Here is a 21,208-nt window from a genome sequence, read left to right on the forward strand (position 1 = left end):
CATCACAAAACGTCCGCCTCGCCCCTGAAGGGGCTGCTCCTGTACTTCAAGCGCAACGGGAACGCGACTTCGCGCCTGCGCGAAGATCTGGAAGATGCGCTGTCTGCCGACAAATCCGGCGAAAACGATTTCTCTCCCGAAGAGCGGGCCATGCTCAACAACATCCTCTCCTTCCGCGAGGTGCGAGTCGAGGATGTGATGGTGCCCCGCGCCGATATCGATGCGGTCGAGCAGGCGATGACGATCGGGGAATTGCTGCTGGTTTTCGAAAATTGCGGCCATTCGCGCATGCCGGTGTTCTGCGAAACGCTGGATGATCCGCGCGGTATGGTCCATATCCGCGATCTGCTGGCCTATATCTCCAAGCAGGCGCGCGGCCGCAGGCGGCCCCGGGTCGCCAATGCCCGCGACGCCGCCAAGAACGGCGCGACCAAATCCAGCGAGATCAAGCCCACGGAGCGCCAGACCAAGGCGCAGCAGAGCGCGCTCGATCTGGCCAAGGTCAGCCTCGAAAAGACCATCCTCGAGGCCGGGCTCATCCGCCCCGTTCTGTTCGTTCCGCCATCCATGCTTGCCTCGGACCTGTTGCAGCGCATGCAGGCCGGTCGCACCCAGATGGCGCTCGTGATCGACGAATATGGCGGGACCGACGGTCTCGTCTCCCATGAGGACATCGTCGAAATGGTCATCGGCGAGATTGACGACGAGCACGATTCCGAAGAAGCCATGTTCACCCGCGTGTCCGACGACGTCTATCTCGCCGACGCCCGTGTCGAGCTTGAGGATATCGCGGAAGCCATCGGTCCGGATTTCGAGATCGACGATCATGCTGAGGATGTCGACACGCTTGGCGGTCTGATCTTCTCGAGCATCGGCCGGATTCCGGCGCGCGGCGAGGTGATCCAGCTTCCGGGCTTCGAGGTTCACATTCTTGATGCCGATCCGCGCCGCATCCGAAGGGTGCGTATCCTGCGCAAGCGCGGTCCCGCGCGTCGGCGCTATCAGGCGCGCGCCGGCGGCAATGACGAGGGCCGCGAGGCGATCCGTCATGAAGAAGAGCATGACGTTTCCTACCATGATGACGACGGCGAAGCGCGTGACAGCCAATAGGCGGCGATGAACTGCCGGAGGGGAACGCTGCGTTGCAACGGCTTTCAGCCTATCTTGGAAACCTAAACGGCTGGGCGCGTCGCGGCTGGCTGTTCGGCGCCGGCGCGCTCGCAACCTTCGCGCTCGCCCCTTACGGGCTGCTGCCCGTGATGTTCATCGCCTTGCCGGTCCTGGTGCTGATCATGGACGGGATTGTGCCCGGCAAACCCGTGCGGGGAAGGCTTGCGGCCGGTTTCGGCAGCTTGTGGTGGTTCGGCTTCGGTTACTTCGTATTCGGCCTGTGGTGGCTGGGAGTTGCGATCTGGAAGGATGGCGCCTATTTCGCGCTGCCGCTCGCCGTATTCGCTTTCCCGGCAGGCCTTGCCGTATTCTACGGCCTTGCAGGTGCCGCGGCTGCGCTTTTCTGGCGGCCTGGATCGCTCAGGATCGTCGCGCTTTCCATCGCGATGGTGGCGGCCGAATGGCTGCGTGGTCATCTTGCCTCCGGCTTTCCCTGGAACGCGATCGCTTATACGGCGATGCCTGTGCCGCTGCTGATGCAGTCGATCCGGCTCGCCGGTCTCTATGTCATGTGCGGGCTTGCGGTCTATGTCTTCGCAAGCCCGGCGCTTCTTGCCGCATCGCGGGGAAGGGCCGTCGGGCTTCTGCTTGCGGCTGCGCTCGTTGCTCTCGATCTCGGCTATGGCTGGCAGAGGCTCAGCATGGATGAGCCGGAAGGAGGGCGAAGCGTCCGTGTCCGACTGGTCCAGCCAGCCTTCGGCGACATGGACTGGAGCACGCCGGAAGGGCGCGAAGAGGTATTTGCCACGCTGATGGCACTGTCCGGTCAACCGCCGGCCGAGGGCGAACTGCCTCCGGAGGTGATCATCTGGCCGGAAAGCGTGCTGCCCTTCACCCTCGAATCACGCGACGATGCGCGCACCGCCATTGGCGAATTGCTGCAGCCCGGCCAGTCTCTGATGCTGGGGGCGGCGAGTTTTGCAGGCCGGAAACCCGATGGCTGGCCGCAGTTTTACAATGCCATATACGCTCTCGACGATGCCGGAGCCACGATTTCTGTTGCCGGAAAGACCCACCTCGTTCCTTTCGGCGAATATCTTCCGTTCGAGGATTTTTTCCGCTCGATCGGGCTGGACGCGATTACAACGTTACCAGGTGGTTACGTTCCGGTTCAGGACAGGCGGCTCCTGCATCTGCCGGACGGGCTGACGCTCTATCCGTTGATCTGCTACGAAGCGGTCTTCCCGCGCCTTATCGACAACCAGACGGAAAACGCGTCGGCACTGGTCAACATCACCTATGACGCCTGGTTCGGCCGGACGCCCGGCCCTTTTCAACACTTTGCGCAGGCAAGGCTGAGAGCGGTAGAGGCAGGCAGGCCTCTGGTGCGCGTGGGGGAGAACGGCATCACCGCGATCGTCGATTCACGCGGTCGCGTCATCGAGAGAGCGCCGTTTGACGAGCGTGCAATATTGGATGGAATACTCAGGCTTCGTTAGAAAATCGTAACGTTCCAAATTTACGTTGTCGAGCAAAATTGCCACACCAATTTCTCAATTAGCAAAACCTTACTCATCTAATGGTTTTAGGTTTCGGGCGTAATTGACCGCATTACTACAAAATTGCATAGTGAAAGCACCTGGCATTCAACTATGGCTTTTTATCGCCTTACTCGCAGGGCTTGATGGCTCTCCGGCATGGCGCGGAATATCCTTGCCGGGTCAAAAAAACAGGACGAAAAATGACAGAAAACAAGAAGAAGCCGAACCCCATCGACATTCATGTCGGGAGTCGGATCAGGTTGCGCCGTACTATGTTGGGCATGAGCCAGGAGAAGCTGGGCGAGAGCCTCGGCATCACCTTTCAGCAGATCCAGAAATATGAAAAGGGCACAAATCGCGTCGGCGCAAGCCGGCTGCAGAATATCTCGACCATCCTCAATGTCCCGGTCTCATTCTTTTTCGAGGACGCACCAGGCGAACAGGGCGCCGGCGCTTCGGGAATGGCTGAGGCTTCGAGCTCCAGCTATGTGGTCGACTTCCTCTCATCCTCCGAGGGATTGCAGCTCAATCGCGCATTTGTGAAGATCGGCGACGCCAAGGTTCGACGCAAGCTCGTCGATCTGGTGAAGTCGCTCGCAGCGGAAGCAGACTGACCTGACGGCTGGATTTTGACGCAGTGTGGGGAGAGCAAATCGCTCTCCTCGGGTCAAACACTCGTGTTGAAATCCGGCTTACGGCACGGATATAAAGATATGCTGATATCGTTGTGCGCTTGTCAGGACGGTATGAAGCGTTTATCAAAATCGGGACAATTTCTATGAGGGGAATCCCGATGCGTGCAAACTATCTCTTCACCAGTGAGTCCGTTTCCGAAGGCCATCCCGACAAGGTTTGTGACCGTATCTCCGACGAGATCGTGGATCTGGTTTATCGCGAAGCTGTGAAAACCGGTGTCGATCCCTGGTCCGTGCGCATTGCCTGCGAAACCCTTGCCACCACCAACCGCGTGGTCATTGCAGGCGAAGTCCGCCTGCCGCCGAGCCTGATGAAGCTTGACAAGAACGGCAAGGAGATCGTCAATCCCTCCCGTTTCAAGACCGCTGCACGCCGCGCGATCCGCAGCATCGGCTACGAGCAGGACGGTTTTCACTGGAAGACGGCCCGCATCGATGTGCTGCTGCACGCCCAGTCCGCCCACATTGCACAGGGTGTCGACAATGCTTCCGATCGTCAGGGTGACGAGGGTGCGGGCGACCAGGGCATCATGTTCGGCTTTGCCTGCCGCGAGACGCCGGATCTGATGCCGGCCCCGATCTATTATGCCCACCGCATTCTCCAGACCCTTTCCGAAGCCCGCAAGGCGGGCGAGGGCGAGGTCGCAAAGCTCGGCCCCGATGCCAAGAGCCAGGTGACGGTGCACTACAAGGATGGCAAGCCGGCGGCCGTGACCTCGATCGTGCTGTCGACCCAGCATTTCGATGAAAGCTGGGATTCGAAGAAGGTCCGCAGCGTTGTCGAGCCGTATATCCGCGAGGCGCTGGGAGATCTTCCGATCGCCGATGATTGCGTCTGGTACATCAACCCGACCGGCAAGTTCGTGATCGGCGGTCCGGATGGCGACGCTGGCCTTACCGGCCGCAAGATCATTGTCGACACCTATGGTGGCGCAGCCCCCCATGGCGGTGGCGCGTTTTCGGGCAAGGACACCACCAAGGTGGACCGCTCGGCAGCCTACGCCGCACGCTATCTGGCGAAGAATGTGGTTGCGGCCAATCTCGCCGAAAAATGCACCATCCAGCTTGCCTATGCGATTGGCGTTGCCCAGCCGCTTGCCGTCTATGTGGATCTGCACGGGACCGGCAAGGTGACGGAAGAACAGGTTGAAAAGGCGATCCGTGCCGTGATGGACCTTTCGCCCTCCGGCATCCGCCGTCACCTCGACCTCAACAAGCCGATCTATGCCAAGACCTCTGCATACGGCCATTTCGGCCGCAAGGCAGGCCGCGACGGTTCGTTCTCGTGGGAACGTCTGGATCTCGTCAAGCCGCTGAAGCAAGCGCTGAAGGATTGACCGAACCCGTGAGTGACGAGAGCCAGAACCAGACGGGGCGGGCGTTTTTCGGCCGCCGCAAGGGCAAGCCACTGCGCGAGCGCCAGGCCCGCAATCTCGACAAGCTTCTGCCGGAGCTTGCCGTCGACCCGGCATCGCAAGCGCCAGCTGATATTCGCAATCTCTTTCTGACGCCCGTCAAGCGGGTGCGGCTCGAGATTGGGTTCGGCGGCGGCGAGCATCTGTTTCACCGCCTCGTCGAGGACCCGTTTACAGGTTTCATTGGCATTGAGCCCTTCGTGAATTCCATGGCGAAGATGCTGGGGCGGGTGGATCAGGCCATACCCGGCAATCTCAGGCTTTATGATGATGATGCGGTCGATGTTCTCGACTGGCTGCCGGATGCCTCGATCGACCAGATCGATCTGCTTTATCCCGACCCTTGGCCGAAGAAGAAGCACTGGAAACGGCGCTTCGTGTCCAAGGCCAATCTCGACCGGTTCTATCGCGTGCTGAAGCCGGGCGGGCTGTTCTGCTTTGCCTCGGACATTGACAGCTATGTCAACTGGACGCTGCTTCACTGCAAGCAGCATGGCGGGTTTGAGTGGCAGGCTGAAACCGCGGCGGACTGGCTGACGCCATACGACAATTGGCCGAGCACGCGCTATGAAGCAAAGGCGCGCCGCGAGGGGCGGGGCAGTGCCTATTTGACCTTCGTGCGGCGATAGGCGCACGCGTCAAACGGGATTGGAAACGGGCTCTGGAAGATGCGGCAAACGGCCGATCACGCGGCCGCATCGTTTCAGTGCAGGGTAACGGTCTTCAGATCGTCTTCCATCGCCTTGAAGAATACGCTGGTGCGGTTTTCCGTGAGAAGCAGCAGCGTTCCATCGGCGGAAAACAGCGCCCAGAGCTTGTCCGCGGTCTTCAGGGATGCAGCATCGGGAAAATGGCGGAGCGCTTCGGTGCGGTCGAATTCGCGGTAATAGCCGATCCTGCCGGCGCCGAATTCTGCGAGATGTTCGAGGGACCGTTCCGTGCCCTGGATGTTCATGAAGCCGCTTCCTGAGAAAAGAGAACTGGAAATCAGGGCAAACCTTCGCAGAAGTCCGGAAGCCCGTGTTTTTACAGTCCTATTGTGAAACGGAAATCTTAATTTTTCGTACCTCCTGCGGGCGGTGAGCGAGGTCGATCGACAATAATCCGCGTTCGAGCCCGGCGCGGATCACTTCCATGCCGTCGGCCAGCGCAAACTGGCGGCGGAACTGGCGTCCGGCAATGCCGCGAAACAGATATTCGCCTTCCTCGCGCTCTTCCGCCCGGCCGCTGACGATCAGCACCGAGCCTTCGATCACGACATCGAGCTCGCTTTCGCTGAAGCCGGCAACGGCAAGCGTCAGCCGCAGGAAGCCAGCCTCGCCATTGCCTGGAAACCAGGCAACATCGAAGGGGGGATAGCCGGACGCACCCTTCATGGCGTTCATGGTGCTGGCGAGACGTGGATCGAATCTGAGGTCAATTCTGGGCATGGGGCTTCCGTCTTTTCGCACCAGTTTGCCAAGTCCGGTTCGCCTTGACAATCCTCGGCCCGGTGTCCATTCACAAGGCATCCATATTCAGTTGGGGTTTGAAAATGAGCGCACGCAAAATCATCATCGATACCGATCCCGGTCAGGACGACGCAGCCGCGATCATGCTGGCGCTTGCAAGCGAGGACGAGATCGAGGTTCTGGGGATCACAGCCGTCGCCGGCAATGTGCCGCTCGACAAGACCGAACGCAATGCCCGGATCGTCTGCGAACTTTCCGGCCGCTCCGACATCAAGGTTTTTGCCGGCTGCGACAAGCCCATGCGCCGCCCGCTGATCACCGCCGAGCATGTGCACGGCAAGACCGGCCTCGATGGTCCCGAGCTTGACGAGCCGACCATGGCGCTTGCCGATGGCCATGCCGTCGATTTCATCATCGAGACGCTGCGCAGCGCGCCGGAAAAGACGGTCACGCTCTGCACGCTCGGACCGCTCACCAATATCGGCACGGCGCTTGAAAAGGCCCCCGATATTGCCGGGCGGGTGCAGGAAATCGTGATGATGGGCGGCGGCTACTTCGAGGGCGGCAACATCACGCCGTCCGCAGAATTCAACATCTATGTCGATCCGGAAGCAGCCGAGATCGTGTTCCGCTCGGGTATCCCGATCGTGATGATGCCGCTCGACGTCACCCATCAGCTGCTCTGCCTCAAGGAGCGCGTCGACCGCATCGATGCCATCGGCCGTCCGGCCGCGCAGGCGATCGCCGCGATGCTGCGGTTTTACGAGCGCTTCGATGTCGAGAAATACGGCTCCGATGGCGGACCGCTGCATGATCCGACGGTCACGGCCTATCTCGTCAAGCCGGAACTGTTCTCCGGCCGCCACTGCAATGTCGAGATCGAAACCCAGTCCGAGCTGACGCTCGGTGCGACCGTGATCGACTGGTGGCGGGTGACCGATCGCAAGCCGAATGCGCTCGTCATCGGCAAGGCCGATGCCGACGGGTTCTTCGCGCTTCTGACCGAGCGGCTGTCGCGGCTTTGAACTTCAGCGGCCCGAAAGCTTTTCGGGCCGCGGTCCGCCATGGGCCCAGTCGAGCAATTCGACCGTGTGCAGGATCGGTGTCGCTGTGCCGCTCGCAATCTGGGTGATGCAGCCGATATTGCCGGTGGCGATCACATCGGGCTTGAGGGCCGTGATGTTCCTGACCTTCCTGGCCTTCAGCTTCTCCGAAATCTCCGGCTGCATGATGTTGTAGGTGCCCGCTGAGCCGCAGCAGAGATGTCCCTCCGCAGGTTCCCTGACGGCGAATCCTGCGCTTTCCAGCAGCAGCTTCGGCACGGCCTTGATCTGCTGGCCGTGCTGCATCGAACAGGCGGAGTGATAGGCGACGGTGATGTTCTTTCGCGGCTGGTCCTCAAGCCCAAGCGTTGCAAGATATTCGGTAATGTCCTTTGCAAGCCCCGAAATCCGCGCCGCCTTTTCGGCATAGGCGGGATCAAGCGCGAGCATGTGGCCATAATCCTTGATCGTGGTGCCGCAACCGGACGCGGTGATGATGATGGCGTCAAGGCCGCCGGCATCGGCTTCGCGGGTCCAGACATCGACATTGCGGCGGGCTTCGGCAAGCGCCTGCTCCTCGCGGCCCATATGGTGCACCAGCGCGCCGCAGCAGCCTTCGCCCTCCGGCACGATCACTTCGATGCCAAGCCGGGTCAGGAGGCGGACGGTGGCCTCGTTGATCGCAGGATCGAGAACGGATTGCGCGCAGCCGGTCAGAAGCGCCACGCGGCCGCGCCGTTCGCCCTTTGCCTCGTGCGCGCCGGGGCTGGAGACCGGTGAGCGGGCAGGCAGGCGGCGCGGTGCAAGCTTCAGCATGGCCTCGAACGGCTTCAGCGCCTCGCTGCCCGAGAAAAGCCCGGCGAAGGGCCGGCCGAGGCGGGCGAGCCCGAGCGCTGCGCGAAAACGGGCGGGGTAGGGCAGGACCGCTGCCAGCACGGCGCGGGTGAAGCGGTTGAGCGCCGGACGCCTGTAGGTCTTTTCGATATGGACCCGGGCGTGGTCGACCAGATGCATGTAATCGACCCCGGAAGGACAGGTGCTGACACAGGAAAGGCAGGAGAGGCAGCGATCGATATGGGTAACCGTTTCCCTGTCCGCCGGCCGGTCATTCTCCAGCATGTCCTTGATCAGGTAGATCCGCCCGCGCGGACTGTCGAGCTCGTTGCCAAGCGTCACATAGGTCGGACAGGTGGCGGTGCAGAAGCCGCAATGCACGCATTTGCGCAGGATGGATTCGGCTTCTGCGACCTTCGGATCGGCAAGCTGGGCGAGCGAAAAACCGGTTTGCATCGATCAGATCAGCCAGCTCTGAGGATTTGAAATCGGTTCGTTGCGGGTAACCTTCTGCAGGCCGACCAGCACGCGGGCGATCACCCAGACGCCGGTGACGATGAAACCGACGAAGCCTATCAGAAGCAGGGTGAGGATCGTCGAGACGACCGCCATCGCAAGCGCGATCCAGAAGGTGCGGATCGCCCAGGTGTAATGCGTCTGGAGCCATGCTTCGGCCTTGCCCCGGTTCATATAGGCGGAAATCAGCCCGATGACGCTGGCGACGACCACGAGGAAGCTCACCAGATAGAGGATATAGATCAGGATGATGTTGTTGCGGGTCGGGTCCATCCAGCCGTCGCCGAAGCGCTTGGGCGGCTCGTATTGCGGATCGCTCATGCGGTCATCTCCTGTCTTGCCATCTTGCCGGGGCTGAAAATCCCCTTCGGGTCCAGTTTCATGCGAATGCGGGCTTCAAGCGCCGCAACTGCGGGTGGCTGCGGCTCGAAGGCGGGGGTCTCGGCGCGGGTCTGCGGATCGGCGCGCATCAGCGTTGCATGTCCGCCGCCGTGATGGGCAATCAGCCTGCGCAGCGCCTTATCCTCGGCTGGGCCATCCATGCGCATCCAGATCAGTCCGCCCTGCCAGTCGTAAAACGCATCGACGGCCGCCCCAAGCCGCATCGTACCGACGAGATCGGCTGCGACCGACGGCGTGACGCTGACACGCCAGAGCGGACGCTGCGATCCGTCCTGGTAGGGAGCGACATCGCGGATCTCGCGCCACAGCGTCTTCGTGTCGTCATCGCCGAGCCGCGCAAGCGGACCGAAGTGTTCGGCGTAGGCGACAAGCTTTTCAAGGCGCGCCGACACCGAAGCAGGCAGGCCCTCAAGCCGCAGGCAGGTGGCGCTGTCACCCGTCAGCCGGCCATCGAGAAAAGCGGAGCGCACGCTGTAGGGCAGGTGGGCGGCACCCGATACCTCAACCGAAAGCGCCATCGCCGCCGCCATCAGCCTGATTGCGTCCTCCTCGGCAAGATCCGAGACGATCAGCGTTGCAGATGCCTTGGGGGCGGGCAGAACCTTGAAGGTCACCTCTGTCAGAAAACCGAGCGTGCCGTGGGAGCCGGCCAGAAGTCTTGAGAGATCGAGCCCGGTGACGTTCTTCATCACGCGTCCGCCGGCACGCACCGTCTCGCCGCATCCGTTGATGAAGCGGATGCCGAGCAGGTGGTCGCGGGCGGCACCCGCAAGCGCAAACCGGCGGGGGCCGGAGACATTTGCGGCAAACACGCCGCCGATTGTCGGCGTGCCTGACGTGGCCATGATGCCGCGATGGTCCATGGGCTCGAAGGCGAGGTACTGGCCGTTTGCGGCAAGGGCCGCCTCGATCTCGGCGACCGGCGTGCCGGCCATCGCCGTCATCACCATTTCGGCGGGCTCATAGGCGACGATGCCGGAAAGCGCTCGGGCGGAAAGCGTGGTTGCCGCCTCGACCGGATTGCCGAAACCGGTGCGGGTATTGCCGCCGCAAAGACGCAGCGGCGTGCCGGTCTCAAAATGGCTGGCGATGATCGCGGCGGCCTCGGCCTCGGTGTCGGGCGTCAAAAGCTCAGTCATTGCGCCCCTCCAGAGGAAACACCTTGGACGGGTTCAGCACCCAGGCGGGATCGAAGGCCGCGCGCACCGCCATCTGCTGGGCAAGGTCGGCCTCGCCATACTGGAAGCGCATCAGATCACGCTTCTCGATGCCGACACCATGCTCGCCGGTCAGGCATCCGCCTGCCTCCACGCAAAGCTTCAGGATTTCGGATCCTGCCTCTTCGGCGCGGGCGGCATCCTCCGGGTCGTTGATGTTATAGAGGATCAGCGGGTGCATGTTGCCGTCGCCGGCGTGGAACACATTGGCGACCCTGAGGCCGTAGCGATCGGTGATCTCGCTCGTTCGTCTCAGCACATAGGAGAGCTTGCTGAGCGGCACGGTGCCGTCCATGCAGATGTAGTCGGCAATGCGGCCGGTGGCGCCGAAGGCGGACTTGCGACCCTTCCAGATCAGCGCTGCCTCGGTTGCCGACTGACTGCGGCGGATCGCCATCACGCCATGGGTTTCCGCAATCGCGATGATGCTCGCAAGCATCGCTTCCATTTCCTGTTCCGATCCTTCTACCTCGATGATCAGAAGTGCTGCGGCATCGAGCGGATAGCCCGCATGGGCAAAGGCCTCGCAGATTTCGATGGCGGGCTTGTCCATGAACTCGATCGCGACGGGAATGATGCCGGCGGCGATGATATCGGTCACGCAGGCGCCCGCACTTTCAGACGTCGGGAAGCCGAACAGAACAGGGCGCGCGCCTTCAGGCTTTGCCAGCAGGCGCACCGTGGCCTCGGTGATGATGCCGAGCTGGCCTTCAGAGCCGCAGACGAGCGCCATCAGGTCGAGATGGCCGCTGTCAAGCATCTTGCCGCCAAGCTCGATGATCGTACCGTCGATCAGGACGATCTTGACGCCGAGCAGGTTATTGGTGGTGACGCCGTATTTCAGGCAGTGCGCGCCGCCGGAATTCATGCCGATATTGCCGCCGATCGTGCAGGCAAGCTGGGAGCTTGGATCGGGCGCATAGAAGAAGCCTTCCGCGGTCACCGCTTCCGAGATCGCGATATTGGTGACGCCGGCCTCGACGACTGCAGCCCGGTTGGGCAGGTCGATATCGAGAATACGGTTCATCCGCGACAGGCCGAGTATGATCGCATCTTCCTGTCCGATCGCGCCGCCCGAAAGCGAGGTTCCGGCGCCGCGCGGCACGACGGGAATGGTGTTTTCGTGGCAATAGCGCAGCACGCGCGCGACATCTTCCGTTGTCTGCGGCAGACAGACGGCAAGCGGAACGCGGTGATAGGCGAGAAAGGCATCGGTCTCGAACGGCACCAGTTCGCGCGGCTCATGCACCAGCGCATCGGCCGGCAGCAGGGCCTTCAGGTCTGAAATGATCGCGTCCCGCCGTGCCAGAATGCCGGCATCAGGTGCGCGAAATGCGATTGCGCCTGTCAATGGTGGCCTCCAGAGCGCGACCGGCCATCAGGCGTCGCGCAAAAACAAGGGATATGATCGTCACCCGCAAGGTCACTCTCTAACATTGGCTTGGCAGGGAGACAAATGCTAACACTTTTTCCGGTGCGGCAATAATCGTGGTGATTATGAAAAATCTGCAGGATCTGGAAGTGTTTGCCGAGGTCGCTTCGACCGGGAGCATGAGCGAGGCGGGCAGGGCGCTCAGGCTTTCGCCCGCCGTGATATCCAAAAGCATCCGCCGTCTGGAAGAGCAGCTTGGGGTCAGGCTGCTCCAGCGAACCACAAGGATGGTCACGCTGACGGAAACCGGGCGCGGATTTTACGAGCGCCTGCTTCCGGTTCTCGCCGGTATGGAAGAGGCCGAGGCCTTTGTGGAAGGTCATGCCTCGGCGGTGCGCGGCAGGCTCAGGATTTCGGCGCCGACCTCCTTCGGCAGGCTCCACGTCGCGCCCCATCTTGCCGCTTTCATGAATGCGCATGAAGGCCTGGAGATCGAACTCATCCTCAGCGATTCCTTTGTCGATATCGTTGCCGACGGGTTCGATCTGGCGATCAGGATTGGCAATCTCGCCGATTCGACGCTGGTTGCCCGAAAGCTTGCGCCGGTGCGCCGGGTGTTGTGCGCATCGCGCGGCTATGTAGAGCGTCATGGGGCACCCGGGGACCTGAAGGCGCTGGAAGGCCATCTCTGCCTTCCCGCCCATAATGGCGAGCCCTGGAAGCTGGAGGGTCCGGAGGGACCGGTCACCTTTCGACCGGTCGGTCGGCTTGCGACCAATTCCAGCGAGGTCGTCCGGGAGGCTGTGCTTGCAGGCATGGGGATCGCGCTGCGCTCAAGCTGGGATATCGGACCTGCGCTTGCGACGGGGGATCTGGTCCAGGTCTTGCCCGCGTACCGCAGCCCGGAAAATGTCGGCCTTTTTGCGGTTTACGCCTCGCGCAGCTTCTTGCCCGCCAAGGTGCGGCTGTTCATCGACTTTCTTGCAGAGCTCTACGGCCCGACCCCTTACTGGGATCGGGCCATATCCTAGACGTCAGGCCACCACCAGTATGCCGGTCAGGAGTGCAATCAGGAGAACCGCAAGAACGACGAAGATCAGGATTTTAGCAATGCCGGCGGAAACGCCGGCAACTCCGCGAAAGCCCAGAAGGCTGGCGACGGCTGCGATGATCAGCAGAATCAGAATCCAGTGAAGCATGATGTGGCCTTTCGAATATTAGCAAAATCAATAGCTATGCCAGACAACGGTGGCGAACGCCTTTAAGTTCCCCACCCTCACGAAGGGCTTGACATATGGCCCGTGCGCGGCCGATCCTTCGTTTGACCGCGCGTGCAAACGAATTTCACAAAATCTTCACGCGCCCGTAAAATTTCGAATGCAACTTCGTGTTACAAGATACGATCCTGTGAATGGCGCCCCTGGTTGGCGATTGTGATTCGGCGGAAGGAAGAGGATGGCCAAGGGTGAAAATCCGGCTGACGGCGAGGCTGAGGCCCGCCAGCAGTATGCAGCGCTCTGCTATCGTCTGGCCAAGTCCAAGAAGAAGAAAACCATTGAGGTTCTGCTGATCACCAGCCGCGATACCGGGCGCTGGGTGACGCCGAAAGGCTGGCCGATGGCCAACAAGGCGCCGCATGAAGTGGCCGAGCGCGAGGCCTATGAGGAAGCCGGTATCAAGGGCAGGATTTCCGACAAGCCGGTTGGCAATTTCCGCTACCTGAAGCGCCTCAACGATGGGTCGGCCGTGCCATGTGTGGTTGAGTTGTTTCCGCTGCTGGTCCGCAAGGCGAAGGCACGCTTTCCCGAGCGCGATGAACGCGTGCGCAAATGGGCGACGCCGGAGCAGGCCGCGGAAATGGTCGATGAGTATGAGCTGAAAACGCTGCTGATGGATTTCGCGGGCAGCATCAGCCCCTGAGCGCAACGCCTGCGCCTTCGCGGCGCCGCGTTTGTCGTGCCTGTCCTGCAAAACCGCCGATGGTTGCTCCGCCCCGCCTTGCCGTGCAAGAACACCGATGCGCCGAAGATGGCGCGCGTGTTTCTTCATTCGATACGATCCTTCACGAGCCTTGCCCATGCGCGCAAATTACCGCCTGCAACGTCTTTTTCTCGAAGCCGATCTTGGCGCTCACGCCGAGATCGAGGCCGACAAGAACCAGTTCCACTATCTCGCCCATGTGCTGCGCGCCGAAGAAGGGCTTGAGCTTCTCGCCTTCAACGGGCGGGATGGCGAATGGCTGATGCGGGTGACCTTTCCGACGCGCAAGAAGATCACCCTCGTCGCGGTGGAGCAGACCCGTCCCCAGCCTGCGCGGCCCGACCTTCATTACCTGTTTGCGCCGCTCAAGACCGGACGCATGGATTACATGGTGCAGAAGGCGGTGGAGATGGGGGCCGGCATCATTCAGCCGGTCATGACCCGCCACGTACAGGGCAAGCCTGCCAAGAGCGAGCGCCTGGAAGCCAATATCATCGAGGCTGCCGAACAGTGCGGCGTGCTGAGCGTGCCGGAGCTTCGCGAACCTCAGCGGCTCGAGGATATCCTCGATGCCTGGCCTGCCGACCGGCATCTGATCTTCTGCGATGAGGGGGCGGAAAGCCAGAACCCTATCGATGCGCTAAGGGCGGTCGAAGCTGAGAAGCTGGCGCTGATCGTCGGTCCCGAGGGCGGTTTTTCGGAAGAGGAGCGGGCGCTGTTGCGCGGACTTTCCTTCGTCACGGCGATCCCTCTGGGTCCGAGAATTCTGAGAGCCGATACCGCGGCTGTCGCAGCGCTTGCCGTCATCCAGGCAACAATCGGCGACTGGCGCTAGGGGCGTGCGGCACCAAACGTGATCGCGGGGCGTTTATAAGCCAATCAAAGAAATTGACTTGATCGGACCTTGGATACGGTCCATGAGCGAGTTGCGCCCGTTTCGGGTGCGTGCTGGAATAACGAGGAAGCTTGCATGGCCCGTGATACGTCCGACGGGACACCGATTACCGCGAAGGCGGAGCTGGTTGAACATCTTGAAGCCGGCTGCAAGCCCGAGTCCGATTTTCGCATCGGGACCGAGCATGAGAAATTCCCGTTCTTCAAGGCCGACAATTCGCCCGTGCCCTATGAGGGTGAGCGGTCGATCTCGGCAATCCTGAAGGGGATGCAGGGAAAGCTCGGCTGGGACGCCATCATGGATGGCGACAATATCATCGGTCTTTCCGAGCCTTCCGGCATGGGCGCGATTTCGCTGGAGCCCGGCGGACAGTTCGAACTTTCCGGCGCCGCGCTGAAGACGCTGCATGAAACCTGCCGCGAGTCGAACCGACATCTGGCCGTGCTGCGCGGCGTTGCCGAGCCCATGGGCATCGGTTTCCTGGGCATTGGCGGCAGCCCGAAATGGACGCGCGCGGAAACGCCGCGCATGCCGAAATCCCGCTATGACATCATGACCCGCTACATGCCGAAGGTCGGCACCCAGGGTCTCGACATGATGTACCGCACCTGCACGATCCAGGTGAATGTCGATTTCTCTTCCGAGACCGACATGCGCCGCAAGATGGCGCTGTCTCAGAAGCTGCAGCCGCTTTCCACCGCGCTGTTCGCCTCTTCGCCCTTTACCGAAGGCAAGCTCAACGGCCTCCTGTCCTGGCGCGGCGATATCTGGCGCGACACCGACAACAACCGCGCAGGCCTGCTCGATTTCGCCTTCGGCGAGGATTTCGGTTTCGAGCGCTATGTCGACTGGGCGCTCGACGTGCCGATGTATTTCATCATCCGCGATGGCCGCTACCGCGATTGTACCGACATCACCTTCCGCCAGTTCATGAATGGGGCGCTGAAGGGCGAGATCGCGGAGTGGCAGCCGACCATGGGCGACTGGACCAACCATCTCTCGACGCTGTTTCCCGATGTCCGGCTGAAGCGCTTCCTGGAAATGCGCGGCGCCGACGGCGGCACCTGGCGGCGCATCTGCGCCCTGCCGTCCTTCTGGGTCGGCCTGCTTTACGATCACGGCGCGATGGACGAGGCCGAGCAGCTGACGGCGGACTGGGCGATTGCCGATATCCACCGTCTGCGCGACGAGGTTCCGCGGCTTGCGCTGAAGGCGGAGCTCGGTGGGCGCAGCCTCGTCGATATTGCCCGCGATGTCGTCGCGATCGCCCGCAAGGGCCTGAAATCCCGTGGCAATCTCAACAGCGACGGTCAGGACGAAAGCGTCTTCCTCAATCCGCTCGATGAAATCGTCGCCAAGAAGACGACCTTCGCCGAAGATCTGCTGTCGCTCTATCACGGGCGCTGGAAGGGCTCGGTCGATCCGCTGTTCGAGGAATTCCAGTACTGAGTGGACGCTGCGCGTTGGGCAGTGTCGCGGTCGCCTGGAGTCTCGTCCGTATTGAACGATCTTAGACGGTTTCGATGATCTGAGGGCCCGCAGCCCTGATCGCTTCGAGCGTCGCCTTCTCTGCACCCGCGACCGTGATCACGCCGTCGATCTCACTGAAGCCGGCAATCACGAACGAGGATACTGCGCCGATCTTCTCCCGTGAGGCGAGGATATAGCTGGCACCGGAATGGCCGATCACGGCGCGCTTTACCTCGGCCTCCTCGCTGTCGCCGGTGGTAATGCCATGATCCGGATGCAGCCCTGTTGCGCCGATGAAGGCGATATCCGGGCGAAAGCGGGAAAGCCATGACATGGTCGCCGCGCCGGTGGTGACCACCGAATGGCGAAACAGCCTGCCGCCAACGATCTCGATCTCTATGTTAGGGCACCGCATCAGCTCGACCGCCACATTGGGGCTATGGGTGATGACCGTTGCGCTCAGCGTTTCCGGCAGCGCCTGGGCAACCGCAATCGCGGTTGTGCCGCCGTCCAGAAAGATCAGCTGTCCATTTTCCACAAGATCCGCGGCAGCCTTTCCGACTCGGCCCTTGTCGTCATCCGCAATGTTGCGGCGGTGCGCGAATGGAGCGGTGGCGGGCGAAAGCGGCATCGCGCCGCCATGAACCCGTTTCAGCAGGCCCTCCTTTGCCATTTCACGAAGGTCCCGGCGAATCGTGTCCTCCGATACGCCCATGGCCTCACTCGCATCCCTTGCGACGACGCGGCCGGTTTCGGCAAGCAGGGCCAGTAAACGGGATTTGCGTTCCTCAACAAGCATCAATCTCTCCTTGACTCTGCACGAAAATACACGAAACTGCACGAATTAACAGAGGCCTGATGATGGACGACTCTTTCAAGCTGATTTCGACGGCGGTTCTGGCGAATGACTGGGGCAAGCTGACGAAGTATGAATTCGATCTGCTGCACAGCGATGGCGTTTGGCGCCGTCAGACGCGCGAAGTCTATGACCGCGGCAATGGCGCAACCTGCCTGCTTTACAATCCCGATCGCCAGACCGTGCTCTTGACCCGGCAGTTCCGTCTGCCCGCCTTTATCAACGGCAATGTTCCCTCGCTCGTGGAAACGCCGGCAGGTCTTCTGGAAGGCGCTGCACCTGAAGAGCGCATGCGCGCGGAACTGATGGAAGAAACCGGTTTTCAGGTGTCGAACCTCTCCCATCTCTTCGACATCTATATGAGTCCCGGTTCTGTCAGCGAGTATCTGGCGTTTTTCTACGGCACCTACACCGACGGAGACAGGGTGGGCGAGGGCGGCGGCACGCTGGAAGAGGGGGAAGATATCGGCGTGATGGAAATCGACCTTGATGCGGCGCTGGCGATGATCGACAGCGGCGAAATTCGTGATGGCAAGACGGTCATCTTGCTGCAGCATCTCGCATTGAAGCTGCTCAGGGCATAAAAAAGCCCGGAAACACAAAGGTTCCCGGGCAAAATGCAGAGTGAAGGCTGAACCACCCTGCGGGGAAAATGACGCTTTATCCTGCCGCGGTTGGGACTTGCGGGTTTCAAAAACGCCAAGCTCGAAGCTGCCGTCATGCCGACGGCAAGGCCCGCCGCAGCATGCGGCGGGTGTTGTTCAGATATACATGCGCGCCGAGCGCTTCGCGGCCGCTCTCTTGAGCTCTTCCATCGGGTCTTCCGACGCCGGCGCCATATAGGCGCGCTCGACATCGTAGCGTGACAGGCCGATGTCCTTCAGAAGCGAATCGTCCATTTCCGACATGTAGCGCACGGCAATTCGGTTTTTCGTGAAACGCTTTGCCGCATCAACGATCGCATTGATGCTGGCCCAAAGGGAATGCTGTATGCCGGCCCGGCTCGCGGACGTCCTTTCAATCAACGACATTGTCGCCTCCTTTGTGGGTGCGGACCACCTCTGGGCTCCCCACGCCTTGCGATGGGAGGCGCCATCGCCTCCCTTTCACGCATAGAAACCTCAAACTTCAACCGGCAGCCACCCGATTCCTGTCAGGCTGTGCCGGTGTTCGTCGCAGGTGTTCGTTTGCGTCCTTGGGAGGCAAGATGCGCTCGTCTTACTGATCAGTCTAACGAATGTTTATGATGGCAAACATCAATTACGGTGAAGTGTTGCGATGGCGGGACGGAGGCAGGCCACAACGATCGATTATTTCATGCTCAAAACGATTTAATCGGGTGATCGACATGTGCGCGCATGAAGAAGGCGATGCGGCAGCGCCGCATCGCCATGAAAATTTCTGTCGCCAACCCCGATCGGGGCCTCCCGGAAGCCTTTGATCGGGCGCGCCGGCTATAGATCGTATTTCGCGAGGATAGCCTCGATCGCACGGTCCTGCTCTGGGTCCGGCAGCAGCGCGGGTTGCCTGGAAAGGCCGACCGAGGGGTCGCGCAGATAGAGCGCGCGCTTCACGAGCGCAGGCGGGTAGCCAAGCTTGTAGAGATCCGTGCGAAACGCCGCATAGGTTTCCTGGGCAGCGCGGGCTTCGGCGTCATTGCCTGCGTTGACGCTTGCCACAATGCGCGCAAGCACTTCTGGCATCACATTGCCGAGGCCGGAAATGCAGCCGCGTGCGCCGTTCGTCAACGCCCAGTGGACGAGTTGGTCCGGCCCGGAATAGACATCGAAACCCGGTTCCGATCTGCCGACTTCAAGATAGGCCTCGAGCGTTTCCTGTGCGCCGCCGGAATCCTTGATCCCTGAAATATTTCCATGGCTTGCAAGCTGGCGCGCCGTTTCGGGCTCGATATGGTTCTGGGTCCGCGCGGGGATGTCGTAAAGGTAGATCGGCGTCGATACGGCATCGGCAACGCTGGTGAAGTGGCGCACCAACCCGTCCTGGGTGCAGGCGATGAAGAAGGGCGTGATCACGGCGATGCCATCGACGCCGATGCGGTCGAATTCCTTTGCCAGCGCCACGGTCTCGAAGGTAGCCGGCATCCCCGCATTGACGATGACCCTGGCCTTGCCGTCAACCTCATCGACGACCTCGCCGCAGAGGCGGACCTTTTCCTCGAAGGTGAGGGCGGAGAAATCGCCATTGGTGCCGGCACACATGATGTTGTTGCCGGCGCTGACCTGCCGGCGCACCTGGGCGCGGGTGGCAGCGTAATTGATCGTTTCGTCCTCGTTGAAGCAGGCCACGAGGGCGACGAAGGCTTCCTTGTTCATGCAATTTCTCCCCACCGCACCGGCTGCGGCACTCCATATCGTGGCCGGGATGTCGCGACGGGCATCCAGCCGTTCCGGTGAAACCATCACTAACTTATAGGTAAATAAGTTTCAACAATCTGCTCCTATAAATCGCTGTTTTTGATTTTTCCCTTGTAATTATGTCATTTTTTCTGAAAAATTGATGGCATTACTAATGTTACAACATTGAGGGACGCGCCCTGGCTCGCAAAGTTCTCATTCTTGCCGACGATCTTACCGGCGCATTGGACTCCAGTGTCGCCTTCGCCATGGCTGGGCGCAGTGTGGTCCTGGCACGGCGCGCCGATGCGCTCGGCGACGTGCTGGCGCAGCACCCCGATGTCATAGCGCTTTCCAGCGGCAGCAGGGAATGCAGCGCCGGAGAAGCGGCCCGTCGTGTCGAGGCCATGCTGCGCCCGCTGCCGCTCAAGAGCTTCGATCTGGTGATCAAAAAGGTGGATTCCCGGCTCAAGGGCAATATCGATGCCGAAATGACGGTTCTGTGCAAGGCGCTCGATCCGCCGCAGGTCATCGCGGCCCCTGCAATTCCCTCCATGGGGCGGACGGTTGAAAGCGGCAGGCTCACCGGTTCCGGGGTGGCGCAGCCCATCGATGTGGCCGCCCGCTTTGCCATGCCTGTTCACGTCCCGGATGTGGTTGTCGATGCAGACTTCGATGCCGCGATCGCCGCAGCGCCTGCGGGCGCGCTGTGGGTCGGGGCGCGGGGCCTGAGCTTTGCGCTCGCCCGGGCCGATGCAGGCGGCCCGGCGGTACCGGCGCTTCCGGCGGATATGCTGATCGTCAACGGCTCGCGCGATCCGATCACCCTTGCCCAGATCGCGCGGATCGCAGAGCGCGTCAGCGTGCTTGAGGCGCCGGACGGGTTGGTTGACGCTGCGGCGTCACCTGCGCTCCCGGCAGTTGTGACGATGACGGATGGCGGTGGCGGTCTTGATGGCGCAACCGCCGCCGCCCGCTTTGGCAGGAGCATCGGTGCGCTGGTGCGCCGGCTGAAACCGTCCATGCTGCTGATTGCGGGTGGAGAGAGCGCCAATGCCATTCTCGATGATCTTGGTATTGTCACTTTACAAGTTCTCTCGGAGCTTCGGCCGGGTCTCCCGGTCAGTCTGGCGTCCGGTCCATGGCAGACCTTACAAATCGTGACAAAATCCGGCGGGTTTGGTAGTCCCGAATTGCTGGAAGAGCTCTATGACGAAGCGCTTCGCTCCGGCGGTGCTTTTGAGGAGGCGTAAGAGATGTCCATGACGAACCCGGCAGACAATGCCCCGGCCTCCCGGCGCACCTCGCTTTCAGACAAGGTCTATGAAGCGCTGCGCGGCCGGATTATGCGCGGCGACTACGGCGCCAACGAGAAATTGCCGGCCGAAAAGGACCTCTCCGTGAAGTTCGGCGTCTCAAGGCCTGTGCTTCGGGTGGCGCTCGAACGCCTGCGGGAGGAGCGCCTGATCTATTCGCGTCAGGGCGCGGGAAATTTCGTCCGCATCAAGCGCGAATCGGCGCTCGGCTATACGCCAGTGGAGACGATTGCCGATATCCAGCGCTGCTATGAATTCCGCCTGACGGTGGAGACCGATGCGGCGGCCCTTGCCGCGCGCCGGCGCAATGATGCGGCGCTCGGGCAGATGGAGCGTGCGCTCAACCTGCTTTCCGATGCGACTGGTCAGCAATTGCACCGCGAGGATGCCGATTTTGCCTTTCATCAGGCGGTCGCGCAGGCCGCCAACAACCAGTATTACGAAGAGACGCTGAAGGCGCTGCGCGAGCATATCTATGTCGGCATGAAGCTCCACGGCGAATCGCTGATGTCCGATGGGGCGGCAGCGCTTGAGGAGGTGCTGGCCGAGCACCGCGCCATCTATACCGCAATCCGCGATCGCGACCCGGACAAGGCCCGCGCCATGATGCGCGGCCATATCGAACATTCCCGCGAGCGCCTGTTCGGCGGCGGGCTGTTTGATCTTTCGCTTTAGGGAATGGTCATTTGAGGTGCGGGGCGGCGGCCAGGTGGCCGCCCTCCATGCCGTGGGTGTAAGCGG

General features: G+C 61.4%; 23 protein-coding genes. 13 read left to right on the plus strand and 10 right to left on the minus strand.

All coding sequences use genetic code 11. The annotated features are described in order from the left end of the window. The first annotated feature begins 24 nt into the window (after positions 1–24). The 5 genes from HPQ62_RS16865 (at position 25) to trmB (ending at position 5,390) form a co-directional block, all read left to right on the plus strand. Entirely contained in the window at positions 25–1,110 is a 1,086-nt protein-coding gene (locus HPQ62_RS16865; protein WP_425312644.1) for a hemolysin family protein, read from the plus strand. A 32-nt stretch (positions 1,111–1,142) separates the two neighbouring features. After that, positions 1,143–2,609, plus strand: coding sequence for an apolipoprotein N-acyltransferase (lnt, locus tag HPQ62_RS16870; RefSeq protein ID WP_174803740.1), 1,467 nt, complete (start codon positions 1,143–1,145; stop codon positions 2,607–2,609). Positions 2,610–2,851: 242 nt separating this feature from the next. Further along, entirely contained in the window at positions 2,852–3,265 is a 414-nt protein-coding gene (locus HPQ62_RS16875) for a helix-turn-helix domain-containing protein (RefSeq protein ID WP_174803872.1), read from the plus strand. 179 nt (positions 3,266–3,444) lie between these two features. Further along, positions 3,445–4,683, plus strand: a complete 1,239-nt coding sequence (gene metK / locus HPQ62_RS16880) for a methionine adenosyltransferase (RefSeq protein ID WP_174803741.1) — start codon at positions 3,445–3,447, stop codon at positions 4,681–4,683. Between the two features lie 8 nt (positions 4,684–4,691). Continuing rightward, complete coding sequence (trmB, locus tag HPQ62_RS16885) at positions 4,692–5,390, plus strand: class I SAM-dependent methyltransferase (protein WP_174803742.1); 699 nt, start codon at positions 4,692–4,694, stop codon at positions 5,388–5,390. 74 nt (positions 5,391–5,464) lie between these two features. On the opposite strand, the gene HPQ62_RS16890 is transcribed toward trmB, so the two are convergent. Next, positions 5,465–5,716 (minus strand): BQ00720 family protein, encoded by a 252-nt coding sequence (locus HPQ62_RS16890; protein WP_174803743.1) that lies wholly within the window; start codon positions 5,714–5,716, stop codon positions 5,465–5,467. Between the two features lie 79 nt (positions 5,717–5,795). Further along, a complete protein-coding gene (locus HPQ62_RS16895; protein WP_174803744.1) occupies positions 5,796–6,191 on the minus strand; it encodes an Hsp20 family protein in 396 nt (131 codons plus the stop codon). Positions 6,192–6,295: 104 nt separating this feature from the next. Here HPQ62_RS16895 and HPQ62_RS16900 point away from each other — a divergent pair, with 104 nt between their 5' ends. Beyond that, on the plus strand, positions 6,296–7,237 hold the full coding sequence (locus tag HPQ62_RS16900; RefSeq protein ID WP_174803745.1) for a nucleoside hydrolase: 942 nt from the start codon (positions 6,296–6,298) through the stop codon (positions 7,235–7,237). Between the two features lie 3 nt (positions 7,238–7,240). Here the strand turns inward: HPQ62_RS16900 and glcF are convergent, their stop codons facing one another. From glcF to HPQ62_RS16920, 4 genes are read right to left on the minus strand one after another with little or no spacing between them, the layout of a single operon-like run. Next, positions 7,241–8,545, minus strand: a complete 1,305-nt coding sequence (gene glcF, locus HPQ62_RS16905) for a glycolate oxidase subunit GlcF (protein ID WP_174803746.1) — start codon at positions 8,543–8,545, stop codon at positions 7,241–7,243. 3 nt (positions 8,546–8,548) lie between these two features. Then, positions 8,549–8,926, minus strand: a complete 378-nt coding sequence (locus HPQ62_RS16910) for a DUF4870 family protein (protein WP_174803747.1) — start codon at positions 8,924–8,926, stop codon at positions 8,549–8,551. Beyond that, positions 8,923–10,146 (minus strand): glycolate oxidase subunit GlcE, encoded by a 1,224-nt coding sequence (gene glcE / locus HPQ62_RS16915; protein ID WP_174803748.1) that lies wholly within the window; start codon positions 10,144–10,146, stop codon positions 8,923–8,925. The genes HPQ62_RS16910 and glcE overlap by 4 nt, the downstream gene beginning before the upstream one ends. Then, positions 10,139–11,575 (minus strand): FAD-binding oxidoreductase, encoded by a 1,437-nt coding sequence (locus tag HPQ62_RS16920; protein ID WP_174803749.1) that lies wholly within the window; start codon positions 11,573–11,575, stop codon positions 10,139–10,141. The genes glcE and HPQ62_RS16920 overlap by 8 nt, the downstream gene beginning before the upstream one ends. 146 nt (positions 11,576–11,721) lie before the next feature. Here HPQ62_RS16920 and HPQ62_RS16925 point away from each other — a divergent pair, with 146 nt between their 5' ends. Continuing rightward, a complete protein-coding gene (locus tag HPQ62_RS16925) occupies positions 11,722–12,627 on the plus strand; it encodes a LysR family transcriptional regulator (RefSeq protein ID WP_174803873.1) in 906 nt (301 codons plus the stop codon). A gap of 3 nt (positions 12,628–12,630) precedes the next feature. Here the strand turns inward: HPQ62_RS16925 and HPQ62_RS16930 are convergent, their stop codons facing one another. Beyond that, a complete protein-coding gene (locus tag HPQ62_RS16930; RefSeq protein WP_174803750.1) occupies positions 12,631–12,795 on the minus strand; it encodes a DUF1328 domain-containing protein in 165 nt (54 codons plus the stop codon). A 256-nt stretch (positions 12,796–13,051) separates the two neighbouring features. Here HPQ62_RS16930 and HPQ62_RS16935 point away from each other — a divergent pair, with 256 nt between their 5' ends. From HPQ62_RS16935 to HPQ62_RS16945, 3 genes are all read left to right on the plus strand, one after another. Beyond that, complete coding sequence (locus tag HPQ62_RS16935; RefSeq protein WP_174803751.1) at positions 13,052–13,516, plus strand: NUDIX hydrolase; 465 nt, start codon at positions 13,052–13,054, stop codon at positions 13,514–13,516. A gap of 157 nt (positions 13,517–13,673) precedes the next feature. Beyond that, on the plus strand, positions 13,674–14,411 hold the full coding sequence (locus HPQ62_RS16940) for a 16S rRNA (uracil(1498)-N(3))-methyltransferase (RefSeq protein WP_174803752.1): 738 nt from the start codon (positions 13,674–13,676) through the stop codon (positions 14,409–14,411). A gap of 135 nt (positions 14,412–14,546) precedes the next feature. Next, a complete protein-coding gene (locus HPQ62_RS16945) occupies positions 14,547–15,920 on the plus strand; it encodes a glutamate--cysteine ligase (RefSeq protein WP_174803753.1) in 1,374 nt (457 codons plus the stop codon). Between the two features lie 61 nt (positions 15,921–15,981). Here the strand turns inward: HPQ62_RS16945 and HPQ62_RS16950 are convergent, their stop codons facing one another. Then, complete coding sequence (locus HPQ62_RS16950) at positions 15,982–16,740, minus strand: DeoR/GlpR family DNA-binding transcription regulator (RefSeq protein WP_174803754.1); 759 nt, start codon at positions 16,738–16,740, stop codon at positions 15,982–15,984. A gap of 59 nt (positions 16,741–16,799) precedes the next feature. Here HPQ62_RS16950 and HPQ62_RS16955 point away from each other — a divergent pair, with 59 nt between their 5' ends. Continuing rightward, positions 16,800–17,381, plus strand: a complete 582-nt coding sequence (locus HPQ62_RS16955; protein ID WP_174803755.1) for an NUDIX domain-containing protein — start codon at positions 16,800–16,802, stop codon at positions 17,379–17,381. Between the two features lie 177 nt (positions 17,382–17,558). Here HPQ62_RS16955 and HPQ62_RS16960 read toward each other — a convergent pair whose 3' ends face one another. Both HPQ62_RS16960 and HPQ62_RS16965 read right to left on the minus strand, forming a co-directional pair. Further along, a complete protein-coding gene (locus tag HPQ62_RS16960) occupies positions 17,559–17,828 on the minus strand; it encodes a YjiS-like domain-containing protein (protein WP_174803756.1) in 270 nt (89 codons plus the stop codon). A gap of 423 nt (positions 17,829–18,251) precedes the next feature. Then, positions 18,252–19,130: a dihydrodipicolinate synthase family protein gene (locus HPQ62_RS16965; protein WP_174803757.1), complete on the minus strand. Its 879-nt coding sequence runs from the start codon at positions 19,128–19,130 to the stop codon at positions 18,252–18,254. A 239-nt stretch (positions 19,131–19,369) separates the two neighbouring features. On the opposite strand from HPQ62_RS16965, the gene HPQ62_RS16970 reads away from it, so the two are divergent. Beyond that, positions 19,370–20,404 (plus strand): four-carbon acid sugar kinase family protein, encoded by a 1,035-nt coding sequence (locus HPQ62_RS16970; protein ID WP_342343731.1) that lies wholly within the window; start codon positions 19,370–19,372, stop codon positions 20,402–20,404. 3 nt (positions 20,405–20,407) lie between these two features. Next, a complete protein-coding gene (locus tag HPQ62_RS16975) occupies positions 20,408–21,142 on the plus strand; it encodes a FadR/GntR family transcriptional regulator (RefSeq protein WP_174803759.1) in 735 nt (244 codons plus the stop codon). Positions 21,143–21,208: the final 66 nt, after the last annotated feature.

Source organism: Martelella limonii, from assembly GCF_013344475.1.
In the GTDB taxonomy this organism is placed as follows: Bacteria; Pseudomonadota; Alphaproteobacteria; order Rhizobiales; family Rhizobiaceae; genus Martelella; species Martelella limonii.

Excerpts from the sequence above, each read along its gene's own strand:
- HPQ62_RS16930 (WP_174803750.1), bottom strand. The coding sequence starts at position 12,795 with ATGCTTCACTGGATTCTGATTCTGCTGATCATCGCAGCCGTCGCCAGC.
- glcE (WP_174803748.1), bottom strand. The coding sequence starts at position 10,146 with ATGACTGAGCTTTTGACGCCCGACACCGAGGCCGAGGCCGCCGCGATC.
- HPQ62_RS16925 (WP_174803873.1), top strand. The coding sequence starts at position 11,722 with ATGAAAAATCTGCAGGATCTGGAAGTGTTTGCCGAGGTCGCTTCGACC.
- HPQ62_RS16965 (WP_174803757.1), bottom strand. The coding sequence starts at position 19,130 with ATGAACAAGGAAGCCTTCGTCGCCCTCGTGGCCTGCTTCAACGAGGAC.
- metK (WP_174803741.1), top strand. The coding sequence starts at position 3,445 with ATGCGTGCAAACTATCTCTTCACCAGTGAGTCCGTTTCCGAAGGCCAT.
- glcF (WP_174803746.1), bottom strand. The coding sequence starts at position 8,545 with ATGCAAACCGGTTTTTCGCTCGCCCAGCTTGCCGATCCGAAGGTCGCA.
- HPQ62_RS16945 (WP_174803753.1), top strand. The coding sequence starts at position 14,547 with ATGGCCCGTGATACGTCCGACGGGACACCGATTACCGCGAAGGCGGAG.
- HPQ62_RS16890 (WP_174803743.1), bottom strand. The coding sequence starts at position 5,716 with ATGAACATCCAGGGCACGGAACGGTCCCTCGAACATCTCGCAGAATTC.
- HPQ62_RS16895 (WP_174803744.1), bottom strand. The coding sequence starts at position 6,191 with ATGCCCAGAATTGACCTCAGATTCGATCCACGTCTCGCCAGCACCATG.
- HPQ62_RS16955 (WP_174803755.1), top strand. The coding sequence starts at position 16,800 with ATGATGGACGACTCTTTCAAGCTGATTTCGACGGCGGTTCTGGCGAAT.
- HPQ62_RS16875 (WP_174803872.1), top strand. The coding sequence starts at position 2,852 with ATGACAGAAAACAAGAAGAAGCCGAACCCCATCGACATTCATGTCGGG.
- HPQ62_RS16975 (WP_174803759.1), top strand. The coding sequence starts at position 20,408 with ATGTCCATGACGAACCCGGCAGACAATGCCCCGGCCTCCCGGCGCACC.
- HPQ62_RS16910 (WP_174803747.1), bottom strand. The coding sequence starts at position 8,926 with ATGAGCGATCCGCAATACGAGCCGCCCAAGCGCTTCGGCGACGGCTGG.
- HPQ62_RS16960 (WP_174803756.1), bottom strand. The coding sequence starts at position 17,828 with ATGTCGTTGATTGAAAGGACGTCCGCGAGCCGGGCCGGCATACAGCAT.
- HPQ62_RS16900 (WP_174803745.1), top strand. The coding sequence starts at position 6,296 with ATGAGCGCACGCAAAATCATCATCGATACCGATCCCGGTCAGGACGAC.
- HPQ62_RS16935 (WP_174803751.1), top strand. The coding sequence starts at position 13,052 with ATGGCCAAGGGTGAAAATCCGGCTGACGGCGAGGCTGAGGCCCGCCAG.
- HPQ62_RS16950 (WP_174803754.1), bottom strand. The coding sequence starts at position 16,740 with ATGCTTGTTGAGGAACGCAAATCCCGTTTACTGGCCCTGCTTGCCGAA.
- HPQ62_RS16940 (WP_174803752.1), top strand. The coding sequence starts at position 13,674 with ATGCGCGCAAATTACCGCCTGCAACGTCTTTTTCTCGAAGCCGATCTT.